Raw genomic sequence first — 12901 nt, forward strand, 5'->3', positions numbered from 1 at the left:
ATTCCTTTCTATCCTATTTCGTGCTTAGAATCCTTACTATCTCGCTATGCTGCCTTGCTTTCGGCCTCGCCACGCCAGGAGCCGCGCAGTCCTCCCACCGGCGCGCCGCACAGGACTCCTTGACGGCCGAACTGGAAACGTTGCGGAGCCAGGGCCATTTCACCGGCTTTGGGGTGGCCATCGTGACAGGCCAGGGGGCGCTCTATCAGCACGGCTTTGGCTTCGCGGACGCCGAGGCCCGCACGCCCTACGACGTACACACCCGCCAACCCATTGCCTCAGTGAGCAAAACGGTGGTCGGGCTGGCCCTGCTTAAGGCCCAGGAACTCGGCAAGCTTACCCTGGACGACCCCGTTAATAAGTACTTGCCCTTTCCGGTCGTCAACCCGGCCTTTCCCGACGTGCCGATTACGCTCCGGCAGTTAGCTACTCACACCTCCAGCATCCGCGACAACGACTACTACCTGAGCAAGAATCTTTACCTCAAGCCCGGCCAACCGCTCGCGGGCTTGCCGCGGACCTTTCGGGATGAGCAGACGTTTATCTCCGCCGATTCGGCGGTGGCCCTGCCCGTGTTTCTGCAAAACGTGCTCACCCCGCCAGGCAAGTGGTACCAGGCCCAGAGCTTTCTGGCCCGCCGGCCCGGTGAGCTGTACGAATACTCCAACGTAGGCACGTGCTTGGCGGCGTACGTGGTGGAATTGGCCACCGGCCAGCCCTTTTCAGCCTTTACGGCCCGCTACCTGACCCGGCCGCTGCGCATGCGGGCGTCGGGGTGGCAGGTTGGGGCCGTCGATTTCACCCGGTACGCGCGGCCGTACCAGGCCCCGGCCGTGCCCTTGCCCTATTACGCGCTGACCACTTACCCCGATGGCGGGTTCATCTCGTCCGTGGCCGACATGAGCCGGTACCTGCGCGAGCTCATTCGGGGCTACCAGGGGCAGGGCACGGTGTTGCAGCCGGCGAGCTACCGCGACTATTTTCGCCCCCAGCTGGGGGCAACCAATTTCGAGGAGCGCAACGAGCGTAACCCCTTCAGTGAATCCTACAACGTGGGCGTGTTCATGGGCTTTGGCTACACGGGCTACATCGGCCACACCGGCGGCGACCCCGGCGTGGTGACGCTGCTGTTTTTTGACCCCAAAACCGGCATTGGTCGGCTGTTGCTGTTGAACACCAATCTGACCGGCCGGGCTTCGGAGGTCGCCATGTACGCCATCTGGAACACGCTGGCCAAATACGAGCACCGTCTGGGTCGCTCAGCAGTAAACTAGAACTAGGCGGAGTAGGGTCTTGGCGGCAGTCGTAATCGTTCGGTCAGTTGCGGCAAAACCCCTTGGAGTAATTGTATTTCCCCGTTGCTATAAGAAGGCCTGGCTGTATCTTCGTTCCTATGCCCGACAGCACCTTTCTCGACCTAGCGGAACAACTGGCTTAGTAGCACACCACCACGCCGCGCGCCGCCGTGCAGCAAGTCAATTACTGGCTCACCGCGCGTAATTGGCTGGTCGGCTATTACGTGTCGGAATACGAGCAAGCGGTCCAGGACCGGGCAACGTATGGCCAGCGCTTATTAGCGCAGTTGGCGCGTGCCTTGCGGGCGCGGGGCGTACCAGGCCGCTCCCAGACCAACCTGGTGGTATATCAAACCTATCCGCTGCTGCGTGAGCAGGCTAGCACCCTTCAGCTCGCCGGCCTATCCCTGCCGGCAATTGGTCGGACAGTGTCTGACCAATTGCCGCCGACCACGGTGCCCGTCGGCCTCGGGCCCGCCCGCTTGCAGCAGCGGCTAAGCTTCTCGCATTTTATCGAATTAGTCGCGCTAAATCGCCGTTGCAACGGGCCTTTTACGAGGTGCAAAGCGTGAGCAACCACTGGTCGGTGCGCGAGGTGAAACGCGCGATTCACTCGGCCTTGTATGAGCGCACGGGGCTCTCCACCGACAGAACGGCGGTGCTCGCGGCCCATGCCGGCACGCAGCCCCTGCCGGTAGGGGACGTGGTGAAAAACCCTATGTCCTCGAATTCCTCGGCTTGGAGCAACGACCCAGCTACAGCGAAAGCGAGTTGGAGCAGGCCATTATCGATCACCTGCAGACCTTCCTGCTGGACCTGGGGCGTGGCTTTTGCTTCGAAGCCCGGCAGAAGCGGCTGACCTTCGACAATAAGCACCTGTACGTGGACCTAGTATTTTATCATCGGATCCTCAAGTGCCACGTGCTGGTCGATCTGAAGATCGGTGCGTTCTAGCATGCCGACGCCGGGCAGATGAACGTGTACTTGAACTACTACCGCGAGCACGAGATGAGTGCGGGCGACAACCCACCCGTCGGCCTCATCCTGTGCGCCCAGAAAAATGACTTGCTTGTGCGCTACGCCACTACGGGGCTGTCCGAGCAGCTGTTCGTGAGCAATTACCAGATCGGCCTACCGAGTGAAGCCGAGCTGCGCACCTTTCTACAACGAGAGCAGCAGCGGTTAGACAGCGAAGTAAGCGAGGCGAAGCAAGTACGCATTACCTGTTTGGGCCTTCGGGAAACAATGCGTGTCGCCCGTTAACACTTAGAGAGGAACTACTGGGGATGGCACTTGCCCGTAGCAGGGGTAGATCGTATACCAGCGCACGGGGATGATCGTGCGCAGATGCTGGCCACAGCTTGGTCGTGTTCCTGTGTTCCACTCGGCTTAGTTTCCGGAGGGCGATCCAGGTACGGTCATGGGTAGCTTCCCAGAAGGGTTATACGTTTTTACGGCGTATGACGTGATCAGCCATGTGCAGGCCGACTCAGCCCATGCGCGCGACAGCCGGTATTTGCCCACGATCGTGCAACAGGTGCAGCAGCGTCTGGCGCGCAATGAGTTGCAGCTACAGGACCCAGTCGCCGACCCCGGGTACTCCAATGGCTTTACCTACCACGAAACCGCTGACGAATATCGATGCCGAGCCGATAAGACGCTGCCCTTTCGCAAATATCGGCTCTCGGCCGATGGCAACTGATTAAAACACTATCGGGCCTACTATCAGGATTGCCAGCACTGCCCTTGCAAAACGAACTGGGTGCCCTCCGCCGACCACAAGCAGCTGAATCGCTCCGCATTCGATGCCGCGTATCGTCGGGCCTGGCACCGGCAGCGCAGCCGGCAAGGGCAGAACATGCGCCGGGTGCGCCAGAGCACGGTCGAACCCGTGTTTGGCCACTTGCTGCACTAGTATGGGCTGCGCCGCATCAATGTGCGCGGCAAGGCCGCAACAGGCCATGCTCTTAGCGGCCATCGGTTATAACTTCAAGAAGCTGCTTCGCTATCGTCCCGTACAAACCATGCGCTTGGCCATCATCCTGCCAAGGCCGCTTGCACCACCAACAGTAATACTTGCCTTGCGGCATCAGAGTCGACGGAAATGGCGGAACGCCAAGCGGCATTCACCCTAACACCGACTCAGTGTTATGCAACAGCCACGACCCTTTAATAAGAACAAAACTGGGTTGTCATTCTGGGTTTCATAATTATTCGGAAGTCTTGTTCGTGATTCTACACAGCATCAGCGTCCCAAATTGAGGTCAAATAGAACTCCGGGAATTTCTTTACTGATCTCCCCGTAACAAGATCGAAGATTATCTTCGTGCAGACTCCTGCTACTAACCAGGAAGCTATTGACAATTGGGGAGGAGAAAGTTGCTCTACTTCTGCCGTGTACTCTCTTATCGTCTCATCGAGCCATTCCTGTGGACTGTTATTGCGTCTCATGTAGTCTGATACATACTGCACAACACTTAGCTCATTGAACGGCCGATCGGCTACTCGCAAGGAATCCAGACCAATGTCCCGGGTGATTACCATGACCAGGGCACTCCATCCCAAATTATACGGGTGCAAGACGGGGACGTCGTGTTCCTGACATACGCTGTCGAATAACAGAGGGACATCTGACGAGAAATCCAATGCATTTATGGCTATCGTGTGGCCTGGCACGAAGTCCTGAATGGTATCGGGTGTTATGAAACAGTTATGAGTGGTGATTTTGGCGTTGCTGTTGATAGCAATTAACCTGTTTTTCAGAGCCTCTACTTTAGGGATTGCTAGGTCTGATTCTATGTAGTTCTGCCGGTTGAGGTTAGACAGCTCGACCACGTCGCCATCAATCAGCGTGATGGTTTCAAAGCCAAACCGCACTAAACATTCGGCGATCACACTCCCAATGCCCGCCCCACCCAGTAAGATTGGTGTGGCTTGTATCAGGTTTTGCTCCTCCCTTGTCAGGTAGATTCTATTTCGAACGTAACGCTGTTGCACGATTCGTATAAATAAGTTTGCGTATTCTTTGTTTCGGCATTCACTCTGTAAACCGACGTATTCCCGCATATATATGGGTTTTGTCGATCTATTTGTCAGTTATGTCGCAAAAAAATAAGAGAGTTTTGCTCAGCAAGCAATCGAGTTTCCTTGAATGGGAAAGAGCCGTTAAGCGATGAGACTCCAACAGCACGATTATGGAGTGATATATTGGTCCTGGCAACAGCACTAACGACGGCCAATCCTACGGTCATTACCTGCCAACTATCAACATGTTGAATACCCTTTTTAACTATCAAGCGCCTGCACAGTGCAGGTTTTTAAAACCAACTGATGCGATGAAAGGCAACAAGATGCAGAACATGAGCAGCAAAGTGTTGCGTAGCGGCAACAGGATTTCTATACCGAGATACTGGCTGTACTCCTGATTGTAAGCTTATACTCGTGGTATAAGTAAGGATTCACTTCTTTAGTCATCGTTCCGTTTGCGCTACTTCCCATCGTGATCATGAACTGGAAAAACGTGAATGTGATAATAGAAGAACTTATTTCTCGAAACGAAATGATCTCAGAGTCATAAATGTATTATCACTAAATAATTAATCACATAACCCAAAAAAGATTATGGAACAGCTAAACGATCAATTTTTCCTGCAGAGACTGGCTAAAAAAGCAGAAGAAGATGCTCAGTTTAAGAAAAACTTATTGCAAAATCCTACAGAGGTTATAGAAACCTTTTTAGAAAGTCCAGTTACTCTCCCCAAAGGGATGAAATTAGTAGTTGTTGATCAAACAGATCCTTTTACTATTTTCATCAACCTTCCATCTATTCAAAGCACAGAAGATGTGGAACTGAGTGAAGAACAGTTGGATATTGTGGCAGGCGGCTTAGAAGGTGGGAATTTGATATTCAAACCGTGAGAATATTTCAGATATGTATGTTAGTGCTTCTCCTGGTTCTGGCAAAAGGACCAGGAGAAGCGTTATATGCGCAATCTGACTCCCTACAGCTCAATAAAGAGGCAAATTCCTTTACTAGCCAAGCATCAGTCGACAGTCTTTTTAGCCTTGGTGAAAAATATTTACATTCTCAAAAATACGAGCAATCGCTGTCACTTTTCCAAAAAAGTATTAAATTATATGGCCGCACTGATAATCACAAGAAAATAGGAGATTGCTTCAACTACATTGCAGTAATACATTATTTTCAAGGCGACTATTCCAAAACAATATTCTTCTTCAAGAAGAGCATTGAGTCATACAAAAAATCTAAATATAAAAAAGGAGTGGCAGCACTTCTAAATAATATAGGCAGTGTATATAATACCTCTGGAGACTATCTCAAAGCATTAGATTACTACAGGCAAGCTATTGTTATGTTTGAGGAAGTTGGAGAGAAAGAAAATCTGGCTGTAGCTATTCGAAACATAGGACTGATTTACATGGAGGGTAAGGACTACAAGAATGCGATGGAACACTTTCGCAAATCCTATGCTCTTCATAAAAAGTTAAACGATCAGAAAAACATTTGCGAAACCCTAATACCAATAGGGAATGTGTATGCCAAAGAAGGAAGGTATGATAGTGCATTCGAGAACCTTACCAAAGCATTACAAATTGCTGATAAGGAGAAGGATAAGCAATTGCAAATCACAGCACTCGCTAGTTTAGGTGATTTGTTCTACAGTAAGTCAGACTACAAACAGGCATTGCCCTATTACACTCGTTGCTTAGCTTATTCAAATGAAGTAGGCAGATTGCAGTACCAAAGTGAATCGCAGATTGCCATTGGCGGCATTATGCATATGTTGGGAAAGAACAGGAGTTCAATAGTGAAATGCCAAGATGGCTTGAGATTGGCCGAAAAACTGGGATCTATGTCCCAAATGAAGAGTGGATGTGATTGCCTGTATCAGGCACATAAGTCATTAGGTAACAATCAGCAGGCACTGCGCTATTATGAGCAAGCCAATGCGTACGAGGACAGCCTGAACTTAGCAGAAACGTCCAACAGGATAATGGGCATGGAGTTCCAGAAGCAGCAGCTGGTCGATAGCATTGCCTACGTCAAAAAAGAATACGTCGTTCAGCTCAAGCACAAAGAGGATGTACGGCGCAGAGAGAAGACCAGAAACATCATCGTCATCTCCTTGTGCTTTGTGGTCCTGATGGCGGCTGCCTTGTGGAACCGGCTAACCTATACCAGGAAGTCAAAGTCGGCTTTACAAACCGAGAAGGACCGATCCGATACTTTATTACTAAACATCCTTCCGGAAGAAATTGCGGAGGAACTGAAGGAGAAAGGCAATGTGAGTGCTCGGGATTATGATCTAGTGTCGATCCTGTTCACCGACTTCAAGTCCTTCACTCAGACCGCCGAGAAGATGACTCCCCAGAGCTTGGTGGAGGAGATAAATATATGCTTTAAAGCATTCGACCTGATTACCGAGAAATACCAGATCGAGAAGATAAAAACCATTGGTGACGCCTATATGGCGGCAGGGGGCATTCCCAAGTCGGACAAGGACTCAACCAGAAACATCGTGTTGGCCGGACTTGAGATGCAGGAATTTATTAAGAATAGAGCCATAGAGGGCCACCGGACAAATCGCCCCGCCTTTGAAATGAGGCTGGGCATCCACATTGGGCCGATCGTTGCCGGGATCGTTGGGGTAAGGAAGTTCCAGTACGACGTATGGGGGGACACGGTCAACACGGCCAGCCGGATGGAGAGCAGCGGCATGGTCGGGAAAGTAAATATTAGCGAGACGCTGTACCAGATCATAAAAGACGAAGACTGCTTCTCGTTTGAATACAGAGGCTACATCCAGGCTAAGGGCAAAGGGGAGGCAGTCATGTACTTCGTAGAGAAGTGCAGCGTAGCTCAGGTCGTGGCTTAATCAGGATATACCCGCATTTTTTTCAGTTTACTTGGCAGGTTTACAGGTAACACCCAATATATTTTTACAGTATCAAACGTTATTAATATCAGGAACGATAAACAAACTGGGTTTATTTTTAGGAATAGCAAGAAATAAGAGTTGATATTTATGACAGTTATTTTGGCAAATTTATAAGAAAATAATTAATCAAATTTGTGTCATACTAATTAGGAGATGGAACAGAGAAAACGAGATATTATAGAAGCAATCATATCTAAAGCCTGGGAAGATACCAGCTTTAGAAAAGAGCTACAGGTAGATCCGATAACGGCAATAGAAAAGTTGACCGGAGTTAAGGTGGTGATACCGGAGGGAAAGACTTTGGTAATTACAGACCAGACCGACAAATCTAAGATATACGTAAACATACCGGTAGAGCCCGAGGTGGAGAGTCTGGAGCTAACAGAAGATCAGCTCGAAGAAATAGCGGGTGGCGGGCATAAAATCTGGACTGATTTTGTCAGCAGTTTATTTCCTTCATTAAAACAGTGTTTTAATATTTAAAAGTTAGTTAGTTAATTAATTTAATTCAATTACTTGATAATATAAGTTTTATACATGTATGCGGTGGTATAAAGCATAGTGATTACTCTTCTTCGTGACGAGATAAAATAGCTCTATCAGCGTCCCATCACGATGATTTACTAGAGGTGCAAAATGGCATCATCCCGCTTTATACCACCGCCGAAGTATAATGCTGAATAAGTTTTCGGCACTTGGATAATCAGCCCCCTAACCATTATAACGGCTCTCTACTCAATTAGCGCCGATTTAGGAAGCACTACATTTTCAAGACTACCCTCACAGGTTCGATCATTGGTATTCTGATTCATGATCCTCCCACTATGCCCATCGATCCCCTCTATCATAGATTTCGTGCTCTACTAATAATCAGTTTTTAAAAAAAGTCCAAATCTAAAATCAATCTTTTACCAATCAATCACATGGAATTTACACAAAGTCAAAAAGTGTACGCTGAAATCGTACAAAAAGCTTGGGAAGATGCCCAATTCAAAAGCGAGTTGATGGCTAATCCTGCCGAAGCTATTGAGAAAGCCACTGGCCATAAACTCAACCTGCCCGAAGGCAAGACCCTGGTAGTGCGCGATCAGACCAACGAGTCCACAGTGTATATTAATATTCCGGCTAAGCCAAACACGGAGGATGTCGAGTTGAACGAAGATCAATTGGAAGCCGTGGCCGGCGGGGGGCTTGTCGGTGGGGGTATATTCCTGCCAACGCCTGTCTTCCCTCCTTACACCACTGGTCCTGTTATCCCGATTTATGGTGATGTTCTTTCGTAGTCAAAACGATTGAACACAGTAAAATAAATCATCTACATTAATCAAAATAGATTGTGAAAAATTCAATTAACGACAAGGTCAATGCGTTGAAAAAAGACGCAGAAAATCAGGAAGAGTTCATGCAGAAACTCGCTGAGGTCGATGAGGAAGGCCAACTTACTGATGATGTGCTGGAGCAAATCAGTGGAGGAGCTGACCCCGGTAAAATTAGTGCTCTCATCGACATCCCCGCACTGGGCATGCTGACACCAGATTTCCCGGCACCTGCAGAGTACTAAACGGGTCCGTCATGGCTTCTCTACTCTGTCCCAGCTCAACTGCTAAGCCCGGTGCCGCTCTTTTCGGTATTCAGGATGCTACCGGCCATATTCAGTACCTCGAAGAACCAGTCATTGTTGACCAGACGTTCGTTGATACCGCCCGCCAGCAGGTCCGCCAGCCCGAAGAAAGGTTTCGGTTTGCCAGCAACTGCGCTAAAACTGGTTGTGGCCACTGGAGTTCGCAAAACACCAGTTGCGGTCTAGTGGGTAAAATTGTTGAAGCCATGAACCGCCAAGCCGATGCGACGCTCGTCGCCTGCGCCATCCGCACCCGCTGCCGATGGTATCATCAGGAAGGAGCGAATGCCTGCGCCAACTGCGACGAAGTGGTGCGTAACGTCCGAACGCAGGAAGTAATGGCGTAGGGTGCTTAGTTATTGACAGCCAGCTTAATTTAACGTTTAATTATTCAAATCAATGGAAGTTGCAACAGAACAAAAAATAAACGCAGAAATTATACAAAAAGCCTGGGAGGATGCTCAATTCAAGGAGGAATTGCTGAAAAATCCAGTAGCAACAATGGAGAAGTTTGCTGGCCAGAAGCTTAAGTTATCGGAAGGACAAAAACTAGTAGTAGTAGATCAAACAGATCCTTCTACAGTTTATTTTAATATTCCGAAAAAAATCGACATTGATAATGTAGAGCTGACTGAAGAGCAACTAGAAACGGTTGCAGGTGGAAATGGATATGCTGAAGCTCAAATAGTCAATTATATAGTTAATAAGACTGTTGATGTTTATATCTGGGCAACAACGTAGTAGGGTACTTATTTACTGATGTTACGCGGTGAATTGCGCCGATTCTTGGTTCATAGCTTTGGATCCAGCTAAATAAAGTTGGGCTTTAGTCGAAAATGACCGATTCCGTGTCGCACTTTGAGCGCCTTCAACTTGCTGTAAGCCAGGATTGGGGCGAAGAAATGGTTGGCTTGGGTATTCGGCTTTTTGGTGGGCGAGTTCCCCAATAGGAAGGAGCGAATGCCTGCGCCAACTGCGACGAAGTAGTGCGTAACGTCCGAATACAGGAAGTAATGGCGTAAGGTGGTGGTTTCGTCACGTAAATAAGCACTAGGAGCTATTAGTGATATAGCTAATTCTGTAGTTGCCTTACTTGGCGTATTATTCACTACTTCGGTATTTCTTCAACTTCAATGAAATTTTAATCTATTCTTAACAATTCAACAATCAACCACATGGAATTTACACAAAGTCAAAATTTGTACGCTAAAGTCGTACAAAAAGCTTGGGAAGATGCCCAATTCAAACAAGAGTTGATGGCAAGTCCAGTAGAAGCAATTGAGAAATTGACGGGCCAGAAACTCAACTTGTCAGAAGGACAGATGCTGGTTGTAAGAGACCAAACCGATGAGTCTACTGTTTATATTAACATTCCTGCTCAGCCAAAAAATCTCGCAGATGTAGAGTTGAACGAAGAACAATTGGAAGCTGTAGCTGGAGGAGTTGATGGGACAATTGGGTGTATTCCTGATATTTTTAATAATCCAGGAGGGTGTTTTCCACCTACTATCTTCACAACTATATAAATATACCAATAAAATAAACATTTTATTATCATGACAACATCAGAAAAGCAAAAGCAAGGTGCAGAGTTAATTAAAACGTTGGCACATAAAGCGTGGGAAAGTTCTTCTTTCAAAGATCAACTAGTGAAAAACCCTGTATCTACCATTGAATCAGTCACGGGGCATAAATTAGCAGAAAATGTGAAAGTTGTAGTAGAAGACCAAACTAATGCATCGGTCATTTTTCTAAATATACCAAGGAAACCCAATTATGATGAAATGGAGTTGACCGATGAACAATTAGAAACGATTGCTGGTGGGGAGGTTGCAGTAGCGGCCGCAATAGGTTTTGGCGTTGTAACCTTATTCGCAGCTGGAATAGCCATAGGTCAAGCGTGGGATTAATAAACATTTAAAAAGACTAATAAAATGCTTACGCAAGAACAACAAGTTAGGGGCCAAAAGTTGACAAGTGATTTAGTGCAAAAAGCACATGAAGATACACTTTTCAAAGAACGTTTGATCAGCAACCCGGTGGAAACAATTGAGGATTTTACCGGAAATAAATTGCAAAAAAATGTTAGTATAGTGGTTGAGGACCAAACAAGTTTAAACCATATTTACTTAAACATCCCAGCTAAAATAAAAGTTGATGAATTAGAGTTGACAGATGAGCAACTCGAAATGATTTCTGGTGGAGAGATTGCTGGTACAGCTGCTATATGTGTCCTTATTGGAGGTGCCGCTTTAGGTGCAGGCATCTGGGTTGGTACACATATGTAATACATTATTTGATTAAAAAATCTGATGACAAAAAAATTAAATTTTGTCATCAGATTTTTTAATTATTGTAAAATTCATTTTTAATAAACATGAAGAATCTAAATCCTCTTGTTTTGCTAATAATAGGGGCTTTGCTAATTCCTATTAGCTATGCATTTCACAATAATGCATTTAAGTTGTTTTTGTTGGGGTCTTCTGTTTTATTAGTATCGGTCAGTCTCTTTTTATCTTTTATGAAAATAAAAAATAAAAAGATATAATGTTATCCTTAATATATTTATGTAACTGTAAGATTCTTTTAAACAATTATAGCTTTTCTAAAATATAAAAAGCTTACTTTTAGTCAACTAGTATTTATAAAAAAGAACTTAAAACAAATGAAAAAGGCTATGGAAGCAAACACTGAAACTCAAGCTAAACTGAAAGGGCTTTCTGATTTAATTCAGCCAATCAGCATCGAAGATTTTGAAGCTCATTATTGGGAGAAGCAGTTTATACATATCAACAGAGATAATCCCGATTTTTTTTCATCATTATTCTCAATTGAGGACTTAGATAGTCTTTTAGCATATAATCGTCCTAGAGGCAATAGTTTAAGGGTTGTCAAAAGCCAGCAACCTATGAATCCCACTATTTATGAAAACCCTGACGGGAGCTTAAATTTGAATCAACTTTACGCAGCTTATGCTGACGGTTATACTATTGTAGTTAATGAGATTCAACGTTTTTGGGATCCAATTAAAATGCTTGTGGAAAATATAAGGAATTATATGAGCCACAATACTGTAGCAAATCTTTATCTAACTCCCGAAAACGAAAAGGCTCTTTCTCCCCATTATGATTCACATGACGTTTTTGCACTGCAAATTTCAGGAGAAAAACATTGGATCTTGTATGATGATACTCATTTCAAAACACCACTTTTAAACAGTTTTCAACCTGTTTTTCAAAGAGAACATCTTACGGGTGCAAAAGAAATTACAATGCGAGCAGGGGATATTCTGTATATGCCACGTGGAGTTCCTCATGAAGCTTATACCACGGATAAGTCGTCGATGCACATTACTATCGGCGTTCATTCTACACAATGGATTGATTTCATTGCAAAATCGTTAATAAATTTAAGTCAACAACATATAGAATTACGCAGAGCACTCCCTATTGGATATTTAAAATCTAAAAATGAAAATTTATTATCTTCTGATACTGAATTAGATTTTATAACTATTTTACAGCAAGTTTTTCAAAAACATAACATTGAAGGTTCTTTGAATATATTGGAAGAAGAGTTTAGAACAAAAGAACAACCAAAACCAGATGGTCATTTCTTAAGTTTAGACAAGTCAAACCACATCAAATTAGATTCTTATCTTTCAAAAAGAGATGGTGTAACCTCTAAAGTTACTAATAATATTTCTGGAGCAAGGATTATATTTCAAGGAAATACGATAAAAGGACCTTCTCAAATTACAAATTCACTAGAATTTATATCACAACAAGAAGGTGTTTTCTCCGTTATTGATATTCCATTTTTAACTGACGAAAATAAATTGAAATTAGCGAAAAGGCTTGTTAGAGGTGGGTTGCTTAAAGTTGTCAATTAGTTACATATTAAGAGCTTATCCCAAAACGGGTCAGCAAATGTGAAAAGTGCAGTCAACCTACCTTGGGGATTGATCCGATCCACAAGGGCGGTCCGGCAAAGTGTCCCCACCTGCTCTAACTGGCTCCGCCCGA

15 protein-coding genes and 3 pseudogenes are annotated in these 12901 nt (G+C 45.8%); 16 read left to right on the forward strand and 2 right to left on the reverse strand.

Annotation, left to right across the window (positions count from 1 at the left end; translation table 11 throughout):
• Nucleotides 1-20 precede the first annotated feature (20 nt).
• The 5 genes and pseudogenes from ACYVHC_RS21115 to ACYVHC_RS21135 form a co-directional block, all read left to right on the forward strand.
• Nucleotides 21-1274, forward strand: a complete 1254-nt coding sequence (locus ACYVHC_RS21115; protein ID WP_460615721.1) for a serine hydrolase domain-containing protein — start codon at nt 21-23, stop codon at nt 1272-1274.
• Between the two features lie 191 nt (nt 1275-1465).
• On the forward strand, nt 1466-1867 hold the full coding sequence (locus ACYVHC_RS21120) for a DUF1016 N-terminal domain-containing protein (protein WP_460615722.1): 402 nt from the start codon (nt 1466-1468) through the stop codon (nt 1865-1867).
• Nucleotides 1868-2066: 199 nt separating this feature from the next.
• Nucleotides 2067-2558, forward strand: a pseudogene (locus tag ACYVHC_RS21125) (PDDEXK nuclease domain-containing protein).
• Between the two features lie 157 nt (nt 2559-2715).
• Nucleotides 2716-2997 (forward strand): hypothetical protein, encoded by a 282-nt coding sequence (locus tag ACYVHC_RS21130; protein ID WP_460615723.1) that lies wholly within the window; start codon nt 2716-2718, stop codon nt 2995-2997.
• 33 nt (nt 2998-3030) lie between these two features.
• Nucleotides 3031-3210 (forward strand): annotated as a pseudogene (locus tag ACYVHC_RS21135) (IS1182 family transposase); the annotation flags it as partial.
• 320 nt (nt 3211-3530) lie between these two features.
• On the opposite strand, the gene ACYVHC_RS21140 reads toward ACYVHC_RS21135, so the two are convergent.
• Nucleotides 3531-4292: a HesA/MoeB/ThiF family protein gene (locus tag ACYVHC_RS21140; protein WP_460615724.1), complete on the reverse strand. Its 762-nt coding sequence runs from the start codon at nt 4290-4292 to the stop codon at nt 3531-3533.
• A 624-nt stretch (nt 4293-4916) separates the two neighbouring features.
• On the opposite strand from ACYVHC_RS21140, the gene ACYVHC_RS21145 reads away from it, so the two are divergent.
• The 7 genes from ACYVHC_RS21145 (at nt 4917) to ACYVHC_RS21175 (ending at nt 9617) form a co-directional block, all read left to right on the forward strand.
• A complete protein-coding gene (locus ACYVHC_RS21145; RefSeq protein ID WP_460615725.1) occupies nt 4917-5213 on the forward strand; it encodes an NHLP leader peptide family RiPP precursor in 297 nt (98 codons plus the stop codon).
• A 17-nt stretch (nt 5214-5230) separates the two neighbouring features.
• Complete coding sequence (locus ACYVHC_RS21150) at nt 5231-7192, forward strand: adenylate/guanylate cyclase domain-containing protein (protein ID WP_460615726.1); 1962 nt, start codon at nt 5231-5233, stop codon at nt 7190-7192.
• A 216-nt stretch (nt 7193-7408) separates the two neighbouring features.
• The gene (locus ACYVHC_RS21155) at nt 7409-7738 is read left to right on the forward strand and encodes an NHLP leader peptide family RiPP precursor (RefSeq protein WP_460615727.1); all 330 of its coding nucleotides are present in this window, start codon (nt 7409-7411) and stop codon (nt 7736-7738) included.
• A gap of 440 nt (nt 7739-8178) precedes the next feature.
• A complete protein-coding gene (locus ACYVHC_RS21160) occupies nt 8179-8538 on the forward strand; it encodes an NHLP leader peptide family RiPP precursor (RefSeq protein WP_460615728.1) in 360 nt (119 codons plus the stop codon).
• 53 nt (nt 8539-8591) lie between these two features.
• Entirely contained in the window at nt 8592-8816 is a 225-nt protein-coding gene (locus tag ACYVHC_RS21165; protein ID WP_460615729.1) for a hypothetical protein, read from the forward strand.
• Between the two features lie 11 nt (nt 8817-8827).
• The gene (locus tag ACYVHC_RS21170; RefSeq protein ID WP_460615730.1) at nt 8828-9223 is read left to right on the forward strand and encodes a hypothetical protein; all 396 of its coding nucleotides are present in this window, start codon (nt 8828-8830) and stop codon (nt 9221-9223) included.
• 52 nt (nt 9224-9275) lie between these two features.
• Nucleotides 9276-9617, forward strand: a complete 342-nt coding sequence (locus ACYVHC_RS21175) for an NHLP leader peptide family RiPP precursor (RefSeq protein WP_460615731.1) — start codon at nt 9276-9278, stop codon at nt 9615-9617.
• 21 nt (nt 9618-9638) lie between these two features.
• On the opposite strand, the pseudogene ACYVHC_RS21180 reads toward ACYVHC_RS21175, so the two are convergent.
• Nucleotides 9639-9823 (reverse strand): annotated as a pseudogene (locus ACYVHC_RS21180) (IS701 family transposase); the annotation flags it as partial.
• 228 nt (nt 9824-10051) lie between these two features.
• Between ACYVHC_RS21180 and ACYVHC_RS21185 the strand changes: the two are divergent.
• The 4 genes from ACYVHC_RS21185 (at nt 10052) to ACYVHC_RS21200 (ending at nt 12768) form a co-directional block, all read left to right on the forward strand.
• On the forward strand, nt 10052-10402 hold the full coding sequence (locus ACYVHC_RS21185) for an NHLP leader peptide family RiPP precursor (protein WP_460615732.1): 351 nt from the start codon (nt 10052-10054) through the stop codon (nt 10400-10402).
• 30 nt (nt 10403-10432) lie between these two features.
• Nucleotides 10433-10786 (forward strand): NHLP leader peptide family RiPP precursor, encoded by a 354-nt coding sequence (locus ACYVHC_RS21190; protein WP_460615733.1) that lies wholly within the window; start codon nt 10433-10435, stop codon nt 10784-10786.
• A 24-nt stretch (nt 10787-10810) separates the two neighbouring features.
• Nucleotides 10811-11164, forward strand: coding sequence for a hypothetical protein (locus tag ACYVHC_RS21195; protein ID WP_460615734.1), 354 nt, complete (start codon nt 10811-10813; stop codon nt 11162-11164).
• Between the two features lie 377 nt (nt 11165-11541).
• Nucleotides 11542-12768: a cupin domain-containing protein gene (locus ACYVHC_RS21200; RefSeq protein WP_460615735.1), complete on the forward strand. Its 1227-nt coding sequence runs from the start codon at nt 11542-11544 to the stop codon at nt 12766-12768.
• Nucleotides 12769-12901: the final 133 nt, after the last annotated feature.

It is taken from the genome of Hymenobacter seoulensis (assembly GCF_054780535.1).